The sequence below is a fragment of the Pelistega sp. MC2 genome (assembly GCF_900099475.1).
Classification (GTDB): domain Bacteria; phylum Pseudomonadota; class Gammaproteobacteria; order Burkholderiales; family Burkholderiaceae_B; genus Taylorella; species Taylorella indica.
Window position 1 is genome coordinate 574,967 of sequence record NZ_LT628274.1, and the last position, 25,242, is coordinate 600,208.

At 39.3% G+C, this 25,242-nt stretch carries 19 protein-coding genes; 4 read left to right on the plus strand and 15 right to left on the minus strand.

Annotated elements, in window-relative coordinates; genetic code table 11:
* Nucleotides 1–32 precede the first annotated feature (32 nt).
* Both BQ4443_RS04470 and gdhA read left to right on the plus strand, forming a co-directional pair.
* Nucleotides 33–3,557, plus strand: coding sequence for an indolepyruvate ferredoxin oxidoreductase family protein (locus BQ4443_RS04470; RefSeq protein WP_070476699.1), 3,525 nt, complete (start codon nt 33–35; stop codon nt 3,555–3,557).
* Nucleotides 3,558–3,812: 255 nt separating this feature from the next.
* Nucleotides 3,813–5,168 carry an NADP-specific glutamate dehydrogenase gene (gdhA, locus tag BQ4443_RS04475; protein ID WP_071058189.1) on the plus strand — a complete coding sequence of 452 codons (1,356 nt, stop codon included), beginning with the start codon at nt 3,813–3,815 and terminating at the stop codon, nt 5,166–5,168.
* Nucleotides 5,169–5,341: 173 nt separating this feature from the next.
* Here gdhA and pnp read toward each other — a convergent pair whose 3' ends face one another.
* Both pnp and rpsO read right to left on the minus strand, forming a co-directional pair.
* A complete protein-coding gene (pnp, locus tag BQ4443_RS04480; protein WP_071058190.1) occupies nt 5,342–7,522 on the minus strand; it encodes a polyribonucleotide nucleotidyltransferase in 2,181 nt (726 codons plus the stop codon).
* 148 nt (nt 7,523–7,670) lie between these two features.
* Nucleotides 7,671–7,940, minus strand: coding sequence for a 30S ribosomal protein S15 (gene rpsO, locus BQ4443_RS04485; protein ID WP_023950580.1), 270 nt, complete (start codon nt 7,938–7,940; stop codon nt 7,671–7,673).
* Between the two features lie 156 nt (nt 7,941–8,096).
* Here rpsO and BQ4443_RS04490 point away from each other — a divergent pair, with 156 nt between their 5' ends.
* Nucleotides 8,097–8,621, plus strand: coding sequence for a hypothetical protein (locus BQ4443_RS04490; RefSeq protein WP_071058191.1), 525 nt, complete (start codon nt 8,097–8,099; stop codon nt 8,619–8,621).
* 117 nt (nt 8,622–8,738) lie between these two features.
* On the opposite strand, the gene pssA is transcribed toward BQ4443_RS04490, so the two are convergent.
* From pssA to ilvB, 12 genes are all read right to left on the minus strand, one after another.
* The gene (pssA, locus tag BQ4443_RS04495) at nt 8,739–9,530 is read right to left on the minus strand and encodes a CDP-diacylglycerol--serine O-phosphatidyltransferase (RefSeq protein ID WP_023950577.1); all 792 of its coding nucleotides are present in this window, start codon (nt 9,528–9,530) and stop codon (nt 8,739–8,741) included.
* A 71-nt stretch (nt 9,531–9,601) separates the two neighbouring features.
* A complete protein-coding gene (locus BQ4443_RS04500) occupies nt 9,602–10,753 on the minus strand; it encodes a methionine aminotransferase (protein WP_071058192.1) in 1,152 nt (383 codons plus the stop codon).
* Nucleotides 10,754–10,886: 133 nt separating this feature from the next.
* The gene (locus BQ4443_RS04505; protein ID WP_023950573.1) at nt 10,887–11,678 is read right to left on the minus strand and encodes a transporter substrate-binding domain-containing protein; all 792 of its coding nucleotides are present in this window, start codon (nt 11,676–11,678) and stop codon (nt 10,887–10,889) included.
* Between the two features lie 454 nt (nt 11,679–12,132).
* A protein-coding gene (locus BQ4443_RS04510; protein WP_143000555.1) for an IS3 family transposase occupies nt 12,133–13,235 on the minus strand; the annotation gives its coding sequence in 2 pieces (ribosomal slippage) (nt 12,133–12,983 and nt 12,983–13,235; 1,104 coding nt in all).
* A 22-nt stretch (nt 13,236–13,257) separates the two neighbouring features.
* On the minus strand, nt 13,258–13,545 hold the full coding sequence (locus BQ4443_RS12760) for a nuclease-related domain-containing protein (protein ID WP_218118032.1): 288 nt from the start codon (nt 13,543–13,545) through the stop codon (nt 13,258–13,260).
* A gap of 72 nt (nt 13,546–13,617) precedes the next feature.
* The gene (locus BQ4443_RS04520) at nt 13,618–14,841 is read right to left on the minus strand and encodes an ATP-binding protein (RefSeq protein ID WP_071058194.1); all 1,224 of its coding nucleotides are present in this window, start codon (nt 14,839–14,841) and stop codon (nt 13,618–13,620) included.
* 217 nt (nt 14,842–15,058) lie between these two features.
* The gene (locus tag BQ4443_RS04525) at nt 15,059–15,397 is read right to left on the minus strand and encodes an AAA family ATPase (RefSeq protein WP_071058195.1); all 339 of its coding nucleotides are present in this window, start codon (nt 15,395–15,397) and stop codon (nt 15,059–15,061) included.
* Nucleotides 15,398–15,600: 203 nt separating this feature from the next.
* Nucleotides 15,601–17,214 (minus strand): IS66 family transposase, encoded by a 1,614-nt coding sequence (locus BQ4443_RS04530; protein WP_143000556.1) that lies wholly within the window; start codon nt 17,212–17,214, stop codon nt 15,601–15,603.
* Between the two features lie 86 nt (nt 17,215–17,300).
* Nucleotides 17,301–17,693, minus strand: coding sequence for an IS66 family insertion sequence element accessory protein TnpB (tnpB, locus tag BQ4443_RS04535; protein ID WP_023950278.1), 393 nt, complete (start codon nt 17,691–17,693; stop codon nt 17,301–17,303).
* Nucleotides 17,694–18,007: 314 nt separating this feature from the next.
* Nucleotides 18,008–19,024, minus strand: a complete 1,017-nt coding sequence (gene ilvC, locus BQ4443_RS04540) for a ketol-acid reductoisomerase (protein ID WP_071058196.1) — start codon at nt 19,022–19,024, stop codon at nt 18,008–18,010.
* Nucleotides 19,025–19,084: 60 nt separating this feature from the next.
* Nucleotides 19,085–19,576 (minus strand): acetolactate synthase small subunit, encoded by a 492-nt coding sequence (gene ilvN, locus BQ4443_RS04545; RefSeq protein WP_023949400.1) that lies wholly within the window; start codon nt 19,574–19,576, stop codon nt 19,085–19,087.
* 9 nt (nt 19,577–19,585) lie between these two features.
* A complete protein-coding gene (ilvB, locus tag BQ4443_RS04550) occupies nt 19,586–21,307 on the minus strand; it encodes a biosynthetic-type acetolactate synthase large subunit (protein WP_071058197.1) in 1,722 nt (573 codons plus the stop codon).
* 444 nt (nt 21,308–21,751) lie between these two features.
* Between ilvB and BQ4443_RS04555 the strand changes: the two genes are divergently transcribed.
* Complete coding sequence (locus tag BQ4443_RS04555; RefSeq protein ID WP_071058198.1) at nt 21,752–23,959, plus strand: FUSC family protein; 2,208 nt, start codon at nt 21,752–21,754, stop codon at nt 23,957–23,959.
* 12 nt (nt 23,960–23,971) lie between these two features.
* Here the strand turns inward: BQ4443_RS04555 and BQ4443_RS04560 are convergent, their stop codons facing one another.
* Nucleotides 23,972–25,225 (minus strand): MFS transporter, encoded by a 1,254-nt coding sequence (locus BQ4443_RS04560; protein ID WP_083331858.1) that lies wholly within the window; start codon nt 25,223–25,225, stop codon nt 23,972–23,974.
* Nucleotides 25,226–25,242: the final 17 nt, after the last annotated feature.

Consider the following 25,242-nt stretch of genomic DNA (forward strand, 5'->3'; position numbering starts at 1 on the left):
ATCACCACTATAAAATTTAGCGGAGACAACCGATGAATGCACCCCTAACTAAAGAACAGCTAGAGCTGATTCAAAATACGACTCTGGATGATAAATACACAGCTAACAACAAACGTGTATTCATGAGTGGTACGCAAGCCCTAGTGAGATTACCTCTTTTACAAAAAGAGCGTGATTTGGCTGCTGGCTTAAACACGGCTGGCTTTATTTCTGGTTACCGTGGTTCACCATTAGGCAATGTGGATTTAAGCCTATGGAAAGCCAAAAAACATTTGAAATCCCATGATATTGTGTTCCAGCCGGGACTTAATGAGGAACTAGCTGCTACTGCTGTATGGGGTTCACAACAGCTAAATCTTTTCCAAGGCGCTAATCGCGACGGTGTATTTGGCATGTGGTATGGCAAAGGTCCTGGGCTTGACCGTTCGATGGACGTTTTCAAACACGCCAATAATGCCGGATCGTCAAAATTCGGTGGTGTTCTACTAATTGCTGGTGATGACCATGCTGCCAAATCCTCTACTGTTGCCTATCAATCAGAGCATGATTTACAAGCAGCAGGTATTCCCGTACTTTACCCCTCCAATGTACAAGAGTATTTAGACTATGGTTTACACGGTTGGGCCATGAGTCGTTATTCAGGTCTATGGGTTAGTCTAAAATGCGTAACCGATGTTGTAGAATCTTCATCTTCTGTTGAGGTTAATCCAAACCGTGTTAAATCAGTTATTCCTGATAACTTTACGTTACCTGAAGGTGGGCTAAATATTCGTTGGCCTGATACACCAGCCGCGCAAGAAGAGCGCATGAATAATTATAAACTCTATGCAGCGCTTGCCTATGTACGTGCTAATAAGTTAGACAAGATTGTGATCGACTCGCCTAAGGCAAAATTTGGCATTATGACAGCGGGCAAGGCCTATTTAGATGTTCGTCAAGCCTTAGTTGATTTAGGTCTTGATGAGCAAACCTGTAGCGATATTGGTATCCGTGTGTATAAAGTTGGCTGTGTATGGCCTCTTGAGTCACAAGGGGCTCGTGAATTTGCTGAAGGCTTAAACGAAATTTTAGTCGTTGAAGAAAAACGCCAAATCATGGAATATGCCATTAAAGAGCAACTCTATAACTGGCGTGATGATGTCCGTCCTGAAATTTATGGTAAGTATGATGCACGCGAAGATGGTGGTGGTGAATGGTCTTTGCCTAGAGGTCCATGGTTATTACCCCCTAATCTTGATTTATCCTCTGCGGTTATCGCAAAAGCAATTGCTAAACGCCTAGAAAAACAAGACTTACCTGCTGATGTCCGTGAGAGAATTCGCGCACGTATTGAAATCATCAATCGCAAAGAGAAAGAAAGTAAACATATTTCTGTGATTACTGAACGCAAGCCATGGTTCTGTTCAGGTTGTCCGCACAATACGTCAACTCGTGTTCCTGAAGGGTCTCGCGCTGTAGCCGGTATTGGTTGTCACTATATGACTATTTGGATGGACAGGGACACTAATACATTCTCACAAATGGGTGGAGAAGGTGTTGGCTGGATTGGGCAAAAAGACTTTACAGATGAAAAACACATTTTTGCAAACCTGGGCGATGGTACGTATTTCCACTCTGGTATCTTAGCGGTTCGTGCCTCTATCGCCGCCAAAGCCAATATCACTTACAAAATTCTCTACAATGATGCAGTAGCGATGACAGGAGGTCAGCCTATTGACGGCACACTAACTGTGCCTCAAATTCACGATCAATTAGTGGCTGAAGGAATCACCAAAATTGTAATTGTCAGTGATGAACCAGATAATATTCGTAAACTTGGTATTCGCAGCGAAACTGAAATTCGTCATCGTGATGACTTAGATGAAGTTCAACGTCAATTGCGTGATATTGAAGGAACAACAGCAATTATTTATGTTCAAACCTGTGCGACAGAGAAACGTCGTCGCCGTAAACGTGGCGATTATCCTGACCCTGCACTACGCACCTTTATTAACGAAGATGTGTGTGAAGGCTGTGGTGACTGTGGTGTTCAATCAAACTGCTTGTCTATTGAACCGCATGAAACACCGATGGGAATCAAACGTAAAATTAACCAATCTAGCTGTAACAAAGACTTTTCTTGTCAAAAAGGCTTCTGCCCTAGTTTTGTGACCGCTAAAGGTGCTCAATTAATTAAACCAACCTCTCAAGGCAACACTCTAGATAAAAAAGATATTCCTCAACCTGAGTTTGTGTCAATTAATCGTTCATACAATATTCTAGTGCCTGGTGTTGGTGGTACTGGTGTAGTCACGATTGGAGCTTTACTTGGTATGGCGGCACACTTAGAAGGCAAAGGCGTTAATATTTTGGATATTACTGGTCTTGCCCAAAAAGGAGGGGCTGTTGTTAGTCATATTCAAATTGGTAATCGTCCAGATGACTTATATGCAACACGTATTGGTACAGGTGAAGCAGATTTGATTATTGCCTGTGACTCTATTGTAGCAACATCTAAAGAAATTACCTCTAAAGTTCAAAAAGGTCGAACCTATGCTGCTGTAAATACAGCAAAGTCCCCTACTGCTGAATTATTTGGTAATCCAAAATGGCGCTTCCCTTCCCTCGCGACACAACAAGATTTACACCAAGTGGTGGGTATAGAGTCATGTGATTTTATCGATGCTTCCTTCTATGCGTTTACTTTATTAGGGGATGCTATTTACGCCAATCCATTATTGTTAGGTTATGTATGGCAAAAAGGTAAAGTACCGCTACGTCTTGAGATGATTCAACGTGCTATTGAGCTCAATGGTGTCACTGTTGAGAAAAACTTAGATGCTTTCTATTGGGGGCGTTACCTTGCTCATTTTGGCAATGACAGCCTTAAAACACAAGGTATTCAAGAGGAAAAAACTGTGTCATTCACAGAAAATACCTCTGCTCTGTTAAAACGTCTATCAAGCTATTTAACAGATTATCAAAATGCTGCTTACGCTGATAAGTTTTTAAAAGCGATTGAACCAATCAAAGCCACCGAAGAGAAAGTTCTAGGGACAGGTCATCATGCATTAACAGATGCTGCTGCTAAAAATTTAGCAAAAGTAATGGCATATAAAGATGAGTACGAAGTGGCGCGACTCTATACAAGACCAGAATATATGGAACAATTGCGTAAAACCTTTGCTGGAGAACCTGGTAAAGATTACGAAATCTTAGTTCATATGGCTCCTCCAACATTTAGTAAGAAAAAAGCAGATGGACATTTGCAGAAAAAAGCTTATGGTCCTTGGGTATTTAAAGTTTTTAAACTTCTCACTAAGATGAAGGGATTACGTGGTACTGGTTTAGATATATTTGGCAAAACCGAAGAACGTCGTGCAGAGCGTGCTTTAATTCAAGACTATATGGATCTCTTGACAACGCTAGAAAACAAACTATCAACTGATAATATAGATGTTGCAATAGCACTGGCGGAACTACCCGATGAAGTTCGCGGTTACGGCCATGTCAAAGAGAAAAACCTAAAAAAATATTATGCTAAAAAAGCTGAACTATTACAAAAAATTAACGCATAAAACACTGTAAGTTTGTTAGTCAATCAACCTCGATGGAGAGTTATCTCTATCGAGGTTTTTTTATTTGTACATGGTGAACTGATACCTCTATCCCCCACACAAAAAACCTGTACGTCAAAAAACATCAATAAAATTTAGCAACACTAGATGCAATCTCAATCGAGTTACCTCTATTGAGGTTTTTTCACTCTTATGACAAAAATACGGGTAAGATAATATTCTTCATTAACAAATCATCTGTATGGAATTATTATCATGTCGCTTATTAAAGATACTTTGTCCAGAATTCAACAATCTAGCCCTGGGGAACCAGAGTTTTATCAAGCTGTTGAAGAGGTTCTAGAATCATTAGAACCCTTATTCAAAAAGGAAAAAAAGTATAGCGAGCATAATATTATCCAACGTATTGTTGAACCTGAACGCATGATTACATTCAGAGTAACTTGGATTGATGATAAAGGTAAAATTCAAGTCAATAAAGGTTACCGTGTGCAATTCAGCTCAGCAATTGGCCCATATAAAGGAGGACTACGTTTTCACCCTAGCGTAAATAGCGGTATCATCAAATTTTTAGGGTTTGAACAAATTTTCAAAAACTCCTTAACAGGATTACCTATTGGTGGTGGTAAAGGAGGATCTGACTTTGATCCTAAAGGTAAGTCTGACAATGAGATTATGCGTTTCTGTCAATCTTTCATGACAGAGCTATATCGACATATTGGCGACACCATTGATATTCCTGCTGGTGATATTGGTGTCGGTGGGCGTGAAATTGGTTATTTATATGGTCAATACAAGCGATTAACAGGTAGTTATGAAGGTGTACTAACTGGCAAAAAAATCCCTTGGGGAGGATCATTAGCACGTACAGAAGCGACTGGATATGGCGCTGTTTATTTTGCAGATAGTCTCCTAACTAGTCGTAATGATCAATTAGCAGGTAAGACAGCTGTGGTTTCTGGCTCAGGTAATGTGGCGATTTACACCATCAAAAAACTGATTGAAATGGGAGCTACTCCTGTGAGTTGTAGCGACTCTAGAGGATTTATCTATCATAAAACAGGGATTAACCTTAGTACCTTACAACAACTCAAAGAACAAGGAAAGAATGAATCTCTAGAAGAATATGCCAAAATTCATAAAGATGCTAAATATATTCCCGTCAAGGACTATCCAAAAGGTCGTAATCCAGTATGGTCCATCAAATGTGACTTAGCGTTTCCCTCCGCAACACAGAATGAATTAAATCTTGCTGATGCTAAAGAGCTATTAAAAAATGGTTGTATTTTAGTAGCTGAAGGCGCAAATATGCCATCAACTCCTGAAGCAGTACATGCCTTTCTTGAAGCCAAAATTCTTTATGGTCCAGGTAAAGCAGCCAATGCCGGAGGTGTTGCTACTAGTCAATTAGAAATGTCTCAAAACGCTAGTATGTTGCAATGGTCATTTGAAGAAGTAGACGGACGTCTCCGAAATATTATGCATAATATTTATTTGAGTGCATCACAAACAGCTGAAGAATTTGGACAACCACACAATCTAGTATTAGGTGCCAATATTGCTGGTTTCCGTAAAGTCGCCAATGCCATGATTGATCAAGGTGCAGTCTAAGCGAACATTCACAATAAATATATACTAAAAGAGTATATTTCTTTTTAAGATTTATACTCTTTCAAGACTTAAATAAATATGCCTTGAGTGAACAACTCTTTCACGCTTAATAAAAAATAAGAGCACGTTAAAAAGTGCTCTTATTGGTTTAAATTTAAATAATTGTAAAACTATTACTCAGCAGATGGCTGTCCTTCTGCAGAAGAATCAACCGTTGCTGTCGATTGTTGAGGTACAGACCCCTCTAATCCTTCCAAACCACCTAAGGCTTTAGCGGATAAACGAACACGACCACGGTCATCGGCTTCAATCACTTTTACTTTTACTTTTTGACCAACACTTAATACATCATTGATATCATTGATGCGATAGTTAGCAATTTCAGAAATATGTAATAAGCCATCTTTACCAGGTAGGATTTGTACAATACCACCAAAATCTAATAGACGCTGTACAGTACCTTCGTATACTTGACCAACCTCTACTACTGCAGTCAATTCTGCAATGCGACGTTCAGCTTCTTTCGCTTTTTCTAAATCAGCAGAAGAAATGGTCACAACACCTTCGTCTGTAATATCAATTGAACAACCTGTTTCTTCTGTTAAAGCACGGATAGTTGCACCACCTTTACCAATCACATCACGAATTTTTTCAGGATTGATTTTCATCGTTAACATACGCGGTGCAAAGCTAGATAATTCTTCTCGAGAACCTCCGATTGCCGTTTTCATTTTACCTAAAATATGTAAACGACCTTCGCGTGCTTGTGCTAAAGCAACTTGCATGATTTCTTTAGTAATACCTTGGATTTTGATATCCATTTGTAGAGCAGTGATGCCATTTTCAGTACCTGCTACTTTGAAATCCATATCCCCTAAGTGGTCTTCATCACCAAGAATATCTGTTAATACCGCAAATTTATTACCTTCTTTGATTAGACCCATAGCCACACCAGCCACATGATCACTCACTGGCACACCAGCATCCATCATGGCTAATGAGCCACCACACACTGAAGCCATTGAAGATGAACCATTTGACTCAGTAATTTCAGAAACTAAACGAATAGTGTATTGGAAATCATCATGCTTAGGTAATGTTGGAACTAGAGCACGTTTTGCTAAACGGCCATGACCAATTTCACGTCGTTTTGGACTACCAAAGCGACCACATTCACCGGTTGCAAATGGAGGCATATTATAGTGAAGCATAAAGCGATCACGAGTTTCGCCTAATACAGAGTCAATAATTTGCTCATCTGCTTTAGTCCCTAATGTTGCCACCACTAAGGCTTGAGTTTCACCACGAGTAAATAGCACACTACCATGTGTGCGAGGCAATACACCCAAACGGATAGAGATTGGACGAACTGTACGTGTATCACGACCATCAATACGAGGTTCACCATTAAGAATTTGACCTCTTACAATCGCTGATTCTAGTTCGAAAATAATATTATCTACAGCCACTTCGTCTGGCGCTTCTTCACCACGCTCTTCTGCTTGTTTTGCAAGTGCTTCTTTTGTTTGAGCAGCAACTTCTTTTAATTTGCTTGAGCGATCTTGTTTTTGACGAATTTGATAAGCTGCTTTCAATCCATCTTCTGCCACAGCCTTAACAGCAGAAATTAATGTTTCATTCTTCGGTGTGGCTTCCCAATCCCATTCTGGTTTACCAGCTTCAGCGACTAAAGCATGAATAGCATCAATCGCTGCTTGCATTTGCTCATGACCAAATACAACACCACCAAGCATAACTTCTTCGCTCAATTGTTTAGCTTCTGATTCAACCATTAGCACTGCCGTTTCAGTACCAGCAACTACTAAATCCATATCAGATTGTTCAACTTGACTTACTGTTGGGTTTAATACATATTGACCATTAATATAACCCACACGAGCCGCACCAATAGGACCATTAAATGGCACACCAGATATCGCTAAAGCAGCTGAAGTACCAAGCATAGACACTATATCAGGATCAATCTCTGGATCAACTGATAATACATGTACAATAACTTGTACTTCATTGTAAAAACCTTCAGGGAATAAAGGACGTAATGGGCGATCAATCAAACGAGACGTTAGGGTTTCTTTCTCACTAGGTTTACCTTCACGTTTAAAAAAACCACCTGGAATACGGCCTGCTGCATATGTTTTTTCAACATAATCAACGGTTAATGGGAAAAAATCTTGACCTGCTTTTGCTTCTTTTGCCGCTACCACTGTTGCTAATACAACAGTATCTCCCATAGATGCTACTACAGCACCAGAAGCTTGACGTGCGATTTCACCTGTTTCAAATACAACCGTGTGAGCGCCATACTGAAATGATTTAGTCACTTTATTGAACATATGTTCTTTCCTTTTTAATAAATTGCCTTTATCCACTACAAAATACACCATGATGCTATGTATTTAGGCAAATCAAACAATAAAAAACCGCACACAGATCCAATTGGTGCTGTGTACGGTCTTGAACCCTAAAACCACAAAGGGTGAATTACTTACGTAAACCTAATTTCTCAATTAAAGCACGGTAAGCATCTGGGTTACGACCTTTTAAGTAGTCTAATAACTTACGACGACGGCTAACCATACGCAATAAACCACGACGAGAGTGGTGGTCTTTTTTATGCGTTTTAAAGTGTTCTGTTAACTCGTTAATATGAGCAGTTAATAAAGCCACTTGAACTTCAGGAGATCCTGTATCACCTGGTGTACGAGCAAATTGGCCTATGATATCTGCTTTATTGATGTCTGCTACTGACATGATTTATTCCTTTTTACTAGCGTTAGCGATGAATAGGTGCTAACGTGAATTAATGTTAAAATAAAAGCTACGCTATCACACTTAAATGACAACGTAATTTGCAATTATATATTATTTTTTATCCAAAAGACAATGCAATTACCTATTTAGGAAAAAATGATGTTTACCCCAAAACTATACTTACGTTTTGCCAGTGCTATTATTCCAGTGCTATTATCCGCCTGTTCAACTTACCGAGATATTCCTAGCAATAGTCCTGTTGATGCTGTCTATGCAAAAATGGGCCCTCCTTCCTATCAATGCAAAACAAAAGATGGCGTTCAGCGTTTGATTTGGACTCAACAACCAAATGGGCAATATGCTTATGCAACCAACGTCTCTAGTACTGGTCATATTGATAAAGTAGTTTCTATATTGAACGAAGATTATTTTCGTCAACTTGATAAAGGCACATGGACTCAACAAGATGTTGTCTGTATGTTTGGTCCTCCTGCTGAAACAGGTCGTATTGGCTGGGGTGAAAAAAATGAGCTTATATGGACCTATCGTTATAAACAATCAAATTACTGGAATAACTTGATGTATGTTTACTTTGGTCGCTATGGTGAGGCTGTTACGCATTATCATTCAGGCCCAGATCCCCGTTACGAAAGAGATAGGTTTTTTATTTTTGGGGATTAAACAAAAAGCATTAAAAATCTACAGAAAAACATTAAAAAAGCTAGGGCACATATTAGGTATCCTAGCTTTTTCTATTGAAGAAATAAAAACCATTAATTAGTTTTTCTATTATCTCATTCACTCCTCTTGATCATGAGAAATATCTTCTTTATGCCTGATATCCACTAATTCTCTCGCTTTTTTCCAACGAAAATAATAAATCACCCAACCAGATAAAGCATAAATCACAAATAACAAAAATAGCATAATCGCTGGATCTAATGCGATAATGGCAAAGGTAAGTACCAAGGCTAATAATAACCATGCTGGTGGTTTTTTCTTGCCCTCTACACTAACATCGTTACGCTTTAGAATTGATTTACCACTAAAGAATGGCGCAGTTGAAATCATCGTTAAACCGGCATAGATAGTTAGAAATACGGCTATCCAATGCATAAAATCAGTTTCTGGCAAACGATTTTCGGCACTTAACCAAACAAATCCACTAAGTAATGCTGCCGCTGAGGGACTCGGTAATCCCTGAAAAAATCGACTATCGACAACATTAATATTCGTATTAAACCTAGCTAATCTTAAGGCAGCCCCTGCGACATAAATAAATGTCGCAATAAGACCTAAACGCCCCAAATTGTCTAACATAAAGGCATACATCACCATTGCAGGCGCAACACCAAAAGAAACCATATCCGCCATAGAATCATATTGTTCGCCAAAAGCTGACTGCGTATTCGTCAGACGAGCCACTCGCCCATCCATACCATCTAATAGCATCGCTACAAAAATGGCGGTAGATGCCAATTCAAAACGCCCATTCATCGCAAGCATAATGGCAAATACACCTGCAAATAGATTACCTGTCGTAAAGGCATTTGGTAATAAATAAAATCCACGATGTGGTTTCTGAGTCATTCTGTACTCCTGACGGAAAAACAATTGACTATTTTAACCTTTTGATAACACATTGCCCACTATTTAGTTAACTAAGCATTTTTTAACCGTTCTGCCCCAATTCTCAAGGTCTCATCATCTCGAGCAAATGTTAAGCGGATTAAACCTGTATCACGTGGTTGGCTATAAAAAGCCCCCACAGGGATAGCACCAACACCCACCTCGGTGATTAAATATTTGACCATATCCATATCAGAACAAGGCATAAAATGATCAAACTTTAGTAACTGAAAGAACCCTCCTTTTGAAGGGATAACTTCAAAACGAGAGCCCTCAATACCTTGGATAAGAATATCGCGTTTACGCTCAAAAAATTCGCCCAATTTTAAATAGAAATCAGGACGCTCCAATACTTCTGCTAACGCATATTGAATAGGAGTATTAGCACTAAACATCAAAAATTGGTGAACAAGACGAATTTGTTCCATCAGCTCAGCAGGCGCTACACAACACCCCACACGCCAACCAGTCACTTGATAAGTTTTACCGAACGATGTGACTACAATAGAGCGAGCGGCAAGAGATGGATACCGTGACATTGAACGATGAGGCTCTTCATCAAAAACCATATGCTCATAAACCTCATCAGAGAGAATAATAATATTGGTATTTTCTGTTAATACCATTAAGGCATCTATATCGCTCTCTGTTAAAATACGGCCTGTTGGATTATGGGGTGAATTAAGAATAATCATTCGAGTTTTAGGACTGATTAAACTTTTCACTTGATCCCAATCAATATCAAATTTTGGTGCTTTCAGCTCAACAATCACTGGAATAGCGCCTTGCAATTGAATAATAGGTATATAGCTATCAAATCCAGGCTCAAAACAAATTATCTCATCCCCTGAATGAACCAAGCTAGCGATACTAGAATAAATGGCTTCACTAGCACTAGGCATAATGGTAATTTCATTGTCTACATCATAACGATGTCCATACAAATGCTCAATTTTTTCAACCATTCGCTGACGTAGTGGTTCAATACCAATCATCGGTGCATATTGATTATGTCCTGCTTGCATCGCTTTATACACAGAATCCATCATTTCTGGCGCTAGCATAAAATTAGGAGCCCCTTGAGAGAGTCCAATCACATCAGGATACTGTTTCAATAAATCAACCATTACAGTGAAAATAGTGGTGCCAACGCTAGGCATTTTAGATTGAACTTGAATAGACATAATTATCAATAAATTTGGTTAAAAATAAAGCACAAAGAAATTACGACTAGCCCAATATTTCTCACTAGACTAGCCGTATTTAAATGACAAATGATTTAACCTCTAAATAAACCATTCATCAGTCATACACCTATTATTTGGTTTTAACGACCCAATCGCCACCAAAATATTTTTGAGTTAAGTTAGAGATAACACCCTCTTCTTTCAATGCTTGTAGAGCTTCATCTAAGCGTTTTTTAAGTTTGTCATCATCTTTACGTACACCAAACGCAATACCTTCACCTAAAATAGCTTCGTCCTTAGCAAACTCATCGACAATTTTAAAGTTTTTCGCTTCTGGTTTATTCAAGAAAGTTTCTTTAGCGACTGGTGTATTCAAAAAAGTACTAGCGACACGGCCGTTTAATAAATCCACAAATGCTTGATCTTGATTACCATAAGAAATCACTTTTACACCTTTAGATTGCCAGTGTTTTTTAGCATATGTTTCTTGTGCAGAACCTTGCAATACAGAAACTGTCACATTATTTTTAAGTAAGCTATCCGCACTTAAATCAACATTAACATCACTTTTAACCACTAATTGTGATGGTGATTGGTAAATAGGTTGAGTGAAGTTAATCACTTTCTTACGTTGTTCAGTGATATTCATTGTAGAGTTAATGAAATCAAATTTACGGGCATTTAAGGCAGGAATCAAGCCATCAAAACTAGATTCAACCCACTCACATGTAACATTCATTTTTGCACAAACAGCATCGGCTAAATCAACATCAAATCCCATTAATTTACCACTAGCATCCTTATACTCATAGGGAGGATACATCGCCTCAACACCAATTTTTAGTGTTTCTGCTTGTGCAGTAGCAGACAAAAGAGCACCCATTGCAACAGTTGTCGCAACAAATAACGTTTTTAATTTCATATTTCACTCCAAAAAAGAAACCTATTTCTCCTTTAGACCATCCCATCTTTAGACCTCACGTCTAAACGGACAATCTAAAAACCCTGTAGCAAATAGCCTTCCAATCAATAAAAAGCTCCCTATCCACAAGGTCTACATATACTTATCATATATTGGTTTAATCATATACTAAGTGTTTCACAAAATCAAAAAAAGAAAGGGCTTTTTTTTGTTTAATATTTCCTATTTTCCTAATACTAATACTTGTATTAATTTTTGTTTTAACGCTTATATTGCCAAAGATACTACTATTATTTATCCTAATATTTTCAGAAAAGTGTTAGAAAATAAATTTAAGCGATGGGAGAATATGATGAAGTTTACTAAAATCAGTTATCTTTTTACCCTACTACTGATGACTGGCACAACAATGATTACTCATGCAAGTGTAGTCCCCCCATTTTTAGTAGCAATTTTAGGTAGAAACAGTATTAAAAAATCGTTCTAACTTTTGTTGTGGGGTAATGCCACCAATGCCCATATGCGGGCGTTCATTATTGTAAGTCCAGAGCCAACGCGTGGCTTCCTGCTGCACCTCTTCCAAATCGTCGTAGAGATGTTGCCCCAGCCAATCATAACGAACGGTTCGATTATACCTCTCCACATACGCATTTTGTTGTGGCTTACCGGGCTGGATATGTAAAAGCGTTATTTGCTTCTCCTTCGCCCAACACACCATGTGATTGCTAATGAGTTCAGGCCCGTTATCCATGCGTATGCAAGCAGGCTGTCCTCGCCACTCCATTACCTGATCCAGAGCGCGTGTAACGCGCTCAGAGGGTAGAGAGTAGTCCACCCCGATAGTTAAGCCTTCACGGTTAAAATCATCCACCACGGTCAGCAAACGAATGGTGCGCCCGTTAGAGAGTGTATCGTGCATAAAGTCAATCGACCAGACTTGGTTAATGCCTGTGGCTGTTCCTAAAGTGTCCGGACGATCTCGTTTTATGCGACGGCGCGGCTTGATGCGCAGGTTGAGTTGCAACTCCCGATAGATGCGATAGACTCGCTTGTGATTCCATTTGAAACCCTTAACGTTGCGAAGATAGAGAAAGCAAAGACCAAAGCCCCACGTCTTCTGCTCAGCAGCTAGTTTTAACAGCCAATCGGCGATGAGCTCATTCTCCTCACGCCCTTTGGCTTGGTAATAGTAGCAACTTTGACTGATGCCGAAGGCTTGGCAAGCTAAGCGGATGCTGACACCACGATACTGGACAGCCTTTTGCGCCATCTCTTTACGCCGAGATGGCGCTACCACTTTTTTTCCATCGCCTCCTTGATGATTTCTGCCTTCAGGCGTTCTTCGGCATACATCTTCTTGAGGCGTTTATTCTCCGCCTCAAGCTCCTTAAGACGGGCAATCATGGAGGTGTCCATGCCACCATATTTGGCACGCCATTTATAGAAGGTGGCGCTGCTCATGCCGTGCTCACGACAAAGCGCAGGCAGCGGCGTACCGGCCTCTGCCTGCTTAAGAATCGCTAAAATTTGACTATCGGTATATCTTGATTTACGCATTGAATTTCCTTTATAGAAAATTCTACCTTAAATCACTACGGTTCTGAGGGGAGATTACCCAATTACCAGACTCGTCAATATAGTAATGACATAAATTCCAATCTTTAACTTCAATAATTAGAACACCCCCTCCTTTTCTCATTAAGACAATATCTGGATTCTTTCCATTTAGATATGGTTGATAATAGATTTCATATTCATCATTAAGTGTAAATTCTAAAAAATTTATTAACGCCCTTTCTCCATTAGTTGGGGGAACTTTATGTTCTTCAATTATTTTTTTTTGCTGGAATAAGTATTGCCATATAATTCACCTATGATGTAAAAAATATTATTAAATCTACTTAATTATAAGAATCCAAATAATATAACAGTACTATCATTATTCAATCCCATGCCCTTCCAACAAAAACTCCCAAATAGGCTGATGCACAATCCCATCAATATTTTCCTGCCAAAAATCATCCATCGTAATAACATATTTGGGATAATTATCTGCGATAGATTGCAATGGGGAGAACTCTCGTTGCACGGTTTGTTCACTTTCTAATTTATAAGCAATTTGAATATAAATTTTCTCATTCTGCTTTTGTGCCACAAAATCAATTTCTTTTTCACCAAGTTTACCAATATAAACTTGATAGCCTCGACGTTTGAGTTCAAGATATACCAAATTTTCTAAAATGCCTGCTATCAAACTCGCACGAAACCCCATGGTAGCATGCAGCAAAGAAATATCGCCTAAATAGAATTTTTCTTGAGTTTTTAGAATTTCTTTGCCTTTCACATCAAAACGCTCAACACGATGTAAGATAAATGCACTTTCTAAAGCTTTTAAATAGTTATACACCGTATTCAAGTCTACTTTACGTTGTTGGCTTTTGAAAAAATCTGCAATATTTTTACCCGAAAAAGTGTTACCAATATTATCAAATGCGTATTTCACAATACGCTCCAATAATTCAACATCACGAATCTTATGCCGTTGAACGGTATCTCTCAAAATAACAGAAGCGTAAATATCCTGTACGATTTTATACACAATTTCTTGTGGATAATCTGCTGTATGTACCATTGGGAAGCCACCTTTTTGCAGATATTCATTGAAAAGCATAGTAGAATTTTCAATATTTTTTTGCAAATAACCTGACTTAAAATCTAAAAATTCTTTATATGAGAGCGTAAAAATAGGTATTTCCACATATCGTCCAGCAAGATAAGTAGAAAGCTCTGATGACAACAGATGTGAATTAGATCCTGTGATGTACAAATCCAAATTGAAATCTACCATAAAGGCATTAACAGCCTTTTCCCAGTCAATAACTTCCTGAATTTCATCAAGTAACAAATAATATTTATCCGCTGTTTGAATTTTTTCTTTAACTAAAACATAGAGTTTATCCGCCGTTTTGAATTCATTAAATGCAAAACTCTCTAAATTAATATAAATAATTTGCTCATTTCTGATACCTTGAGCAATCAGTTCAGCTTGTAGTAACTTTATAACGGTTGATTTTCCTGAGCGACGAATTCCTGTAATCACTTTGATTACAGGTTTGTTGATAAATGGTATAAGTTGCTGAAGATAGTTTGGACGGCTAATCATAAATTTTTATGGATATAATCTAAATTATTTATTATTTTAAAGTTTTATTTTGGTTATAACCATAAATATTTTATATTTTTTAAATTTTTTTGATTGTATCCTAAAAAAAATAACTAATACGGTTACTCATACCGTTATTATTAGCGATCGAATAAAAGACAACTTTACGGTCTACACGAAAGAACCAGCACTCTTAGTTATTGCTGATCGCACAGATTTAAAAAGCTTTAAATAGCGATTGCAAGGCAGTTTCAAAATCAGCAATTTCTTGAATTTCATCAATAAAAATATAATTTTTCTGACCACTCTTTTTTTTCGCCATTACAAATGAAGCCAAGTCTTCTGCTGTTCTCATTTCTGAAAATGCTAAGTCTTCCTTATTGATATAAACCAAAGGGGCTTGTGGATAATTCGCTTGAATCTCCTGCATAATTTGAAATAGCAAATAACTTTTGCCTACACGACGTTGCCCTGTAAAGACTTTAATCAGCGATTTGCCAATAAACGGTCGTACACGATCCAGGTAGCGTTTGCGATAAATAAGATCTTTTTTCATTGTGTTACCAATAAATTTATAAATTAAACTTTATCAATTTTTTATAAAAGTTTCGATCATACTTGAAACTTTTATATATTAAAAATTAGTTTAAGATATAAATATAAACAACCAATAAAGAAGTAAATATGTAAGCGTCCGGTGAACTCCGATTGACTTCCGTTTTTAAACGTTCAATGCCCCGATTTTGTCGGGGCATTGTGTTAATTCTTGGTGTCGTTTGGCGCTTGCCAACGATGAGGCAGAAGCTCAGTAATGTCCTTCGCTTTCTGTGTCGGCAATCGTTCCAACACATCCTTAAGGTAAGCATAAGGGTCATGGCCATTGAGCTTAGCCGATTGAATTAACGACATCACCGCAGCCGCACGTCGACCCGCTTTCTCTGAACCTACAAAGAGCCAATTCTTGCGACCAATCGCGAGTGGACGAATCAAATTCTCTACCGCATTATTATCCATCGGCAGTTGAGCGTCTTCCAAGAGGCGCGTCAAGGCAAGCCAATTGTTCAGGCTGTAACGAATGGCTTTGGCGATCGCCGAGTTCGGCGGCACCAGCTCAAACTGACTGCGCAACCACCTTTCTAATTGCTTAAGTGCCGGCTCCATGTGGCGTTGTCGATGAGCTAATCGCTCCGGTGGACTTAAGTTCCTGGCCTCGGCCTCGTAGTGATAAAGTCGTTGGATTTGTTGTAAGGCCTGTTCAGCCACTGAGCTGCCGTTGGCTTGGTAAATATCGTGGAATTTGCGACGCGCATGCGCCCAACATCCCCCCTCAATCACTTGCTCATCGGCAAAGAGGGCTTTATAACCGGCGTAATCATCACACATCAGACTACCGCGCCAATCGCCTAAGAATTCGCGGGCATGAGCGCCTGAGCGACCTGGCTTAAAGTCATAAATCACCGCTTTCATCTGCTCATAAGCACCCGGGGCATAGACCCAGAAATAACCACGTTGCGTTTTGCCCTTTTTATGGTGCATGTAAGTGATGGGGGTCTCATCGGCATGCAATACCGAATGCGAGAGCACCTCTTGGCGTAAAGCATCAACGAGCGGTTGTAACTGTGCGCCACAGGTGCCTACCCAATCCGCCAGCGTAGAACGGGCAATGCGTACACCGCTGCGCTCAAAGATGGCTTCTTGACGGTGCAACGGCAGATGGTCAGCATACTTCATGATGAGTACTGTCGCCAGCAGTCCGGTCGTTGCCAACCCCTTATCAATGATGTGAGGAGGTACCGGCGCTTGATTGAGGGTCTTGCAACAATCACACACGTATTTCGGACGAATGTGATTCTCCACGCTAAAAGTACCGGGTACATAATCCAGTTTCTGACTCACATCATCCCCAAGATGACGCATCTCAGCACCACAACCACAGCTCGTGCTTTCCAACGTATAATGAATATCCACCGAGGGCAATTCCGCCGGCAAACGCATACGAGACGGTGTGCGAGGTGTGTGCTCTTGACCACTCATGGACGTTAATTGCTGACCGATGTTGTCTAACATCGTTTCTAGCTCAGCCAGATCCTCATGGGCGTCATCTTCAAAAAGTTTCGCTTGTAGGTCAGGGAGCTGTTCGCTACGTTTAGCAAAGTTGATGCGTCTTAAGATCGCCAACTCCATCTTCACTTGTTCGTAAGCGCTCAGAACACGACGATAGGCCAGATCCTTTTCTTCCACCTGTGCTGCTTTTTTTACAATCAATGCGTCTTGTTGAGCAATTAAGGCTTGTTGTTGCAGCACGAGTTCGCGCAACTGCTCAGCAGTTAACTGGGATAAATCAGAGGAAAGAAAAGCAAAAGAATTCGGCATAAGACGTAGTATGCCTTATGCCGATAAAATAAGCGATCCCGAGAATACCTAATTGACAAGATCGCCCCACTTAGCTCACGATCAAACTAACAATAACGATAGATACCGGCTTCACCTAAACGATGCCAAGGCAGCCCCAAGGCTAAGGCCTGCAGTTGTTCTGCTGACAGTGCCGGATTCATCCGTGAGCCTGCACCGTGAAAGCGTCCTTCATGTAGTCGACGAACACATAGCCACGACCCCATCGCATCGTGCATGAGTAATTTAAGAAGCGTGTGCGTGCGATTCATAAACACATAGGCTTCGTGAGGTGCTACCTGACCAAAGCGCTGAATTGCCTTAGTGCGCAAGGTATCCATCCCTGCTCGTAAATCTGTCGCCTCACTCACCAGGATGATTCTATCTAGTGCCAGTAGGCTAGACGCTTGCTCTTGAATTCCCACTCGTTGGGCGGTCTCGATACGCATTAAAGACGGCATTGATTTCTCCTAACATACACAAAACCATAGTGTCGCGCAATTTAGCAGGAATGAATACATGTATTCACCGGACGCTTACGTAAATATAAACAAATCAAGAATTATTTATCAAATTATTTACCACTAAATACTGAGGATTAGAGAGTATGCTATAAGTAACATTTCAATTAATTTCTCTATCCTAACAACATAGCTTCTACACAAAAATAACGTGGTGATATAAGAGTACCTGTACCACCACGGCTAATATTGTCTATTTACACATAGACTCACCTTAAATAGTGAGCCTATATTTATCGCAAAACGCTTTATGCTTAGTTTTTGCTTTGATCTACTAATTTATTTTTAGCAATCCAAGGCATCATCGCACGTAATTTAGCACCTACTTGCTCAATTTCATGCTCTGCATTTAAACGACGACGTGACGTTAATGTAGGTGCACCAGCTGCATTTTCTAGAATGAAGCTCTTCGCATATTCACCTGTTTGGATATCTTTTAGGCATTGACGCATTGCTTCTTTAGTTTCTGCTGTTACTACACGTGGACCTGTCACATATTCACCATACTCAGCATTATTAGAGATTGAGTAGTTCATATTTGCAATACCACCTTCGTAGATAAGGTCTACGATAAGTTTTAACTCGTGCAAGCATTCGAAATAAGCCATCTCTGGCGCATAACCCGCTTCCACTAATGTTTCAAAACCGCATTTAATTAACTCAACCGCACCACCGCAAAGAACGGCTTGTTCACCGAATAAGTCTGTTTCTGTTTCTTCACGGAAGTTTGTTTCAATGATACCAGCACGACCACTACCAATAGCACTTGCATAAGATAAAGCGATATCGCGAGCTGAACCTGATGTATCTTGATGAACAGCGATTAAAGAAGGTACACCACCACCTTGTGTATATGTACCACGTACAGTATGACCAGGTGCTTTTGGTGCAATCATAATCACATCCACATCATTGCGTGGAACAACTTGACCATAGTGAACGTTAAAGCCATGCGCAAAAGCCAAGGCAGCGCCTGCTTTGATATTAGGACCAACGTGATTTTTGTATACTTCAGCAATATTCTCATCTGGTAAAAGAATCATTACTAGGTCTGCATTTTTAACTGCTTCATCCACTTCAGCTACTTTAAGACCAGCATTAACGGCTTTGTTCCAAGACGCACCGCCTTTACGTAAACCAACAGTCACATTAACACCTGAATCATGAAGATTTAAAGCATGTGCATGACCTTGTGAACCATAGCCAATAATAGCTACTTGCTTACTTTTGATTAAACTTAAATCACTATCCTTATCATAAAAAACTTTCATCACTAACTCCACAAATAATAATTAATATCTATTTAAATAAACTACTAACTTAATACATTGTTAAATCTTTAAAATACGCTCTGCGCGACCAATCCCAGAGATACCAGTACGTACTGTTTCCAATATTGAACTCTTTTCAAGCGTATTGATAAATGCTTGAATCTTACTCTGATCACCTGTCAGCTCGATCGTATAGGTTTTGTCTGTGACATCTACAATATGGCCACGGAAAATTTCGGTTAAGCGCATTAGCTCTTCACGCTCTTTGCCTACAGCACGAACCTTGATCATCATCAATTCACGCTCAACATGTTCACCTTCTGTTAAATCAACTACTTTCACCACATCAACCAAACGATTTAAGTGCTTGGTAATCTGCTCAATGATTTCCTCTGAGCCTGTAGTACTAATCGTCATTCTAGATAAGGTTTGATCTTCTGTAGGAGCAACTGTTAAGGTTTCAATATTATATCCACGTGCAGAAAATAGACCGACAACACGTGATAAAGCCCCAGGAGCATTCTCTAATAAGACTGATAAAATATGTTTCATCTTGTGCTCCTACTTATCATGTGGGCCTAAAAGCATTTCTGTTAAACCTCTACCGGCTTTCACCATTGGCCAGACGTTTTCCTCTCTATCTGTGATGATATTTAAGAAGACCAAACGATCTTTATATTTACCAAAAGCTTCTTTAATAGCTGGTTCAACATCCGCTTTTTTCTCAACCTGAATACCAATATGCCCATAACTTTCGGCTAGTTTCACAAAGTTAGGAATTGAGTCCATATAGGATTCTGAATAACGTTTTTCATAATCTAACTCTTGCCACTGGCGAACCATTCCAAGATAACGATTATTCAAGCACAAAATTTTAGGCGTAAACTGATATTGTTTACACGTTGCCAATTCCTGAATATTCATCTGAATTGAGCCTTCACCCGTAATAACAGCAATTTGAGCATCAGGATTAGCTTTTTGAACACCCATCGCATAAGGTAAGCCGACACCCATTGTGCCTAAACCACCCGAATTAATCCAACGACGTGGTTGATTAAAGCGATAGTACTGAGCCGCCCACATTTGATGCTGCCCAACATCGGAGGTCACAAAAGCATCACCACCTGTCACTTCCCAAAGTGTCTGTACCACGTATTGAGGTTTAATTAAATCAGACTCAGTGTCATATGCCAGACATTGACGACTACGCCATTCATTAACTTGTTTCCACCAAGACTCCAACGCTTTCGCTTGTTTCTCACGAGGGCCGCCAAACTCTCGTACAAACGTATTTAAATCAATCAATACGTCTTTGACATTACCCACAATAGGAATATCTGCACGAACACGCTTAGAGATAGACGATGGATCAATATCAATATGAATAATTTTGCGAGGATGGGACATAAAGTGTTTGGTATTACCTACGACACGATCATCAAATCGTGCGCCAATAGCAATCAGCACATCACTATTTTGCATCGCCATATTTGCTTCATATGTACCATGCATACCGGGCATACCTAAATAAGATGGATGATTAGCTGGCAATGCACCCAGCGCCATTAACGTTGTCGTGCATGGTGCACCAACCAAATCAACAAATGTTTTAAGCTCTTCTGACGCATTAGCTAAAATTGCTCCACCACCCACATAAATCATTGGACGTTGTGCATTCGCTAATAATTGAGCCGCTTTTTTAATTTGCCCACTATGGCCTTTTGTTGTCGGTGCATATGAACGCATTTTTACCTCACCTTTTGGTGGGGTATATTTGCATGGTGCCATAGAAACGTCTTTAGGAATATCAACCAACACAGGACCAGGACGTCCTGTCGTAGCGATGAAAAAAGCCTTTCGCATTGTATCGGCTAAATCTTTGACATCTCGGACAAGAAAATTATGTTTAACACATGGGCGAGTAATACCCACAGCATCACATTCTTGGAAGGCATCCTCACCAATTGCCTGAGTTCCCACTTGACCACTAATAATGACCATAGGAATTGAGTCCATATAGGCGGTTGCAATACCAGTCACGGCATTGGTTAAACCAGGACCACTCGTTACTAAGCAAACACCAACTTTTTGGGAGGAACGGGAATAAGCATCTGCTGCATGTACCGCAGCTTGTTCATGTCGAACAAGAATATGCTCAAAATCTTTTTGTTTGTAGATGGCATCATAAATATAAAGTACGGCACCACCCGGATACCCGAACACATGTTTAACGCCCTGTTCGGCAAGGCAACGCACTACAATGTCGGCGCCAATAAGTTCCATTATAAATCCTTTCATAACTAGCCCAACCGCATTGATTTGATTTTAGGGTACTTAAGTCTGATTATCAAAATTTACAGCGCTTCGTGTTTTACAAAAACCGCCCACCTGCAAACCTTAATCAACAAGATCTTAAGAAATCAACCAGTCAGCACAAATAGCAAAAATGCTTTAAGTTCGAAATGGAGGTCGCTATAACAACTTGTGGTCAATATAACAACTAATTTTCTTGTAAAAGTACACTCAAATACCAGCGGGTAGCTAGCTTTTTTGTACATCATTCTTCTATGGATGAAGAAGAAAATTAACTTTACCGTATTCCCAAAAATATTGCAATGCACATAGGCAATTTTTGTTAAAAAACCACCATAGCTCTGTATTGTTTTCACATCTAAATAAGTGATAAAACATGATAAAATCTAGCTTTATGGCTTATCTATCCATCCAATGTATATTTCTACGGGCAAATTTAATCGTTTAATGGCGGGACCGCATCTATTTTTTGCTCTTAGGCAAGGAATTGGGGTCTTACTACCTATTATTTTACTAATAGGTTTTTTTAATCTTTATCATTTTGGTTTTGCTTTTTCTGCTGGTGCCCTAGCAATTGCTCTCATTGACCAACCAGGGGGTACAAAACGTTTTCGTATCAAGGAAATGCTATTTGTACTAATTGCCGGTAACCTAGCGGCTCTAATCACTGGTCTAGCACGCCCTTATCCATCTATCATTTGGTTAATCATTTCCCTGCAAGTCTTTGGATTTTCGATGTTTTCCGTCTTTGGTAAGAGAGGTGGATTAGTCGGTTTTGCTTGTTTGATGATGATGCTACTCTCACTAAGCATCAATATTCAAGGGACAGATATTTTTCACTATGCTTTAATTTCTTTGGCTGGTAGTACTTATTATTTTCTTTTTAGTCTGTCCATTAGTTATATTTTTCGTCTGCACGAAGAACGTTTAACCCTTGCCAGTGCCGTTTATGCCACTGGTGATTATATGCGAGCCAGAGCTGCTTTTTATGATGTGGACAATGATTTAGATGGCTGTTTCCGCCAACTTCTCCCTTATATGATTACCATGACGGATGCTCACCAAGCTGCCAGAGATAATGTACTACGTAATCTTCCTGAGGATCATAAAGATCATCAGCGTCAGCGTATTATTCTCTGGAATGTTTTCATCGAAATTATTGCCCTCTTGGATACTATGGTGGCAACACAGACTGATTATGAAGTCCTACGCCAGCGCTTTAAAAATGATGACATTATGCTGTTTATGCGTGATACGCTAATAAAATTAAGCCGTACTTTACAACGTAATGCCCTTAAATTAGCCCATAACTCAACAGCACCTTATCGTAATAGTGTTAAAGCTGAATTACGTGCTATCGAATACGAAATAGAACAATATAAAGCGGCTGGTATGGCAAAAGCTGAACCCGAAGTATATGCCCTACTTATCCAAGTACTTCGTCGGTTACGTAATGCCAGTCGCTATGTAGATATTATTTGCGATAACTTACGTGATGACGCCAATATCCAAGCACTAGATAATATGCGTCGTGATAAATCGTTGCTTCAATTCAGGACACATCAATCTTTACGCTTACAACCTATTTTAGACAACCTCCACTTTGGTTCAGCCATTTTCAGATACGCTCTTAGAGTAACGCTCGCCATTGTTATTGTGCAACTTTTTACCAATGGTATTGTTTTAATTTATGAGCATAATGAATTAATAGATAAGCTTATTGAACATAGTCATTGGATTACTATCACTATCCTATTAACGATGCGTCCCGGTTTTGCTTTGACTCGTCAGCGTACTATGATGCGTCTACAAGGGACTGTTATTGGTTGTCTGCTAACTCTCTTATTATTTAGCATTACGACTAACCCAATCATTCTGACTATTAGTATGTTGTGTTGCATGATTTTAGGACAAGCATTGATTGTGAATTTCTTCCGTTCTGGTTCAATGTTTATTACCATGTACGTGCTTATTGGTTTTTATTTTATTAGCCCCAATATTTTTACAATTATTGGAGAACGTGCAGCAGATACGGTGATTGCTAGTATTATTGCTTTTGCCTGTAGCTTTGCCTTCCCTTGGTGGGAAGAAAACCAAATCAAGCGTTTAGCTAATAAGACTATTAACGCCAGTCTAACCTATTTAGAAAAAGAATTACTGTTTGTTGATTCAGCATTAACAAGTGGTTTTAATAGACATAATTATTCTGCTGAAACTTTTGCTAGTAATCCTTTATATATTGATTTGCAACTAGCACGACGGAACATTCACAATGCTTATGCCGAATTTGCAGAAAGTTATGCCCGTATGTTAAGTGAACCTAAATCACATCATTTTAATATTTCACACTTAAACCGATTAATCATGTCACTCAACACCATGACTAGTCAAATTAACTCCCTAGGACCTTTATTACTGAGTCTAGATAAGTTAAGTCCAACATTAAAAGACCACTTTGTTTATATTGAGCAATTACTTAAACAAACTAAGCAACAAGACGACCCTCCTACACCTATACATTTAGAAGATACGCCTGAAAACTTACCATTCATGCTACCTCTCAAACAAATGCAAAATGCCGCACATACCATTCGGAATGTACGGCTCGAATTAGGCTTATAAGAACTAGCTGTCTTAATCAAACTGTTTTGGATCTACTGTTAACGGTTTAGGCCATAAGAAAAAGATAGCGGCAATCGCCTGTATAACTAAAAACAATGTCCATGCCGTCAAATGAGCGACGACTGGATAATGACCGTCAGGCAACTGCTCCCACAAGTCAAGGATATACCCTATCACTAATTGTGTGACAAAAATACTAGAGAAAAAGATCACATTATAGGAAGTCGTTACACGACCTAGAATATGTTTGGGAAAAATCTCCGCACTACTTGCAAAATTAACTGTCCAACTAGAGCCTGCAAAACCAAACATAAACCAAACGATAAAAGGCGGAACTGGCACTTGCAATATCAATAGAAACTCAATCAATACAAAAGTCATCAAACCAATACCACTGAAATAATGCAAGTTGATACCTATCTTTTCTACCACTCGAGCGCATAATCCCGTCGATGTAGTCCCCAATACCATAGCAATACCAATAAGAGAGACATAGTTCGCAATTTCGCTCGGGCTATAACCTAAAACATCAGACATAAATGGACGCACCCATAAGGTATGCGCTGCATAAAACATACCACCCGTAGCGGCAGGCAGAGAAACCCAGCGCCAGAATGTTTTAGTTTTAAAAATTTTGATAGTCCCTTCATACTGAGATTTGAAACTCAAATTATGTGTGACATGTGTATTAGGGACAAACAACCAAATACACATACCAATTAAAAATGTAATCACAGAGATGATGACAGTGATAGTCGACCAATGAAGATGCTCTAAGGCAAAACTAAGTGGCTTGCCTACAACCACCCCACCTAGACCACCGATAGCGACGACTAATCCTGTTAACAACGGCAAACGACTAATAGGAAAACTCTGAGTAAAAATTAAAATACTACCCGCCAATCCTACAGAAATACCAATGCCAATAAGGATACGTCCAATTAACAAACCACTGAAACTACTAGAGAAAGCATAAATTATTCCTCCCAGAGCACAGATCATTAATAACACAGCATGCGTTTTTTTGGCTCCCCATTTGTCTAATGCAATCCCCGCAGGAAGTTGAAAAAGGGCAAATGCAATAAAGAAAATACTTGTTAACAATCCTAGATTGGTCGCATTTAACTGTAGTTCTTTAATTAAAAAAGGAGCAAACGCTACATTCATCCCTCTCACTAAATTAGAGATAAAATAAGCACTTGCAAATAAAACAAAAATTCTCACTCCAGCATTTTTCATATTTTTACTCTCAATAGAACCTAACATAAAGGCTCAAAATGACA

Excerpts from the sequence above, each read along its gene's own strand:
- BQ4443_RS04470 (WP_070476699.1), top strand. The coding sequence starts at position 33 with ATGAATGCACCCCTAACTAAAGAACAGCTAGAGCTGATTCAAAATACG.
- BQ4443_RS04490 (WP_071058191.1), top strand. The coding sequence starts at position 8,097 with ATGATGTTTACCCCAAAACTATACTTACGTTTTGCCAGTGCTATTATT.
- BQ4443_RS04500 (WP_071058192.1), bottom strand. The coding sequence starts at position 10,753 with ATGTCTATTCAAGTTCAATCTAAAATGCCTAGCGTTGGCACCACTATT.
- BQ4443_RS04525 (WP_071058195.1), bottom strand. The coding sequence starts at position 15,397 with ATGAAAAAAGATCTTATTTATCGCAAACGCTACCTGGATCGTGTACGA.
- pnp (WP_071058190.1), bottom strand. The coding sequence starts at position 7,522 with ATGTTCAATAAAGTGACTAAATCATTTCAGTATGGCGCTCACACGGTT.
- pssA (WP_023950577.1), bottom strand. The coding sequence starts at position 9,530 with ATGACTCAGAAACCACATCGTGGATTTTATTTATTACCAAATGCCTTT.
- rpsO (WP_023950580.1), bottom strand. The coding sequence starts at position 7,940 with ATGTCAGTAGCAGACATCAATAAAGCAGATATCATAGGCCAATTTGCT.
- BQ4443_RS04520 (WP_071058194.1), bottom strand. The coding sequence starts at position 14,841 with ATGATTAGCCGTCCAAACTATCTTCAGCAACTTATACCATTTATCAAC.
- BQ4443_RS04555 (WP_071058198.1), top strand. The coding sequence starts at position 21,752 with ATGTATATTTCTACGGGCAAATTTAATCGTTTAATGGCGGGACCGCAT.
- BQ4443_RS04560 (WP_083331858.1), bottom strand. The coding sequence starts at position 25,225 with ATGTTAGGTTCTATTGAGAGTAAAAATATGAAAAATGCTGGAGTGAGA.
- ilvN (WP_023949400.1), bottom strand. The coding sequence starts at position 19,576 with ATGAAACATATTTTATCAGTCTTATTAGAGAATGCTCCTGGGGCTTTA.
- BQ4443_RS04505 (WP_023950573.1), bottom strand. The coding sequence starts at position 11,678 with ATGAAATTAAAAACGTTATTTGTTGCGACAACTGTTGCAATGGGTGCT.
- BQ4443_RS04530 (WP_143000556.1), bottom strand. The coding sequence starts at position 17,214 with ATGCCGAATTCTTTTGCTTTTCTTTCCTCTGATTTATCCCAGTTAACT.
- tnpB (WP_023950278.1), bottom strand. The coding sequence starts at position 17,693 with ATGCCGTCTTTAATGCGTATCGAGACCGCCCAACGAGTGGGAATTCAA.
- ilvB (WP_071058197.1), bottom strand. The coding sequence starts at position 21,307 with ATGGAACTTATTGGCGCCGACATTGTAGTGCGTTGCCTTGCCGAACAG.
- gdhA (WP_071058189.1), top strand. The coding sequence starts at position 3,813 with ATGTCGCTTATTAAAGATACTTTGTCCAGAATTCAACAATCTAGCCCT.
- ilvC (WP_071058196.1), bottom strand. The coding sequence starts at position 19,024 with ATGAAAGTTTTTTATGATAAGGATAGTGATTTAAGTTTAATCAAAAGT.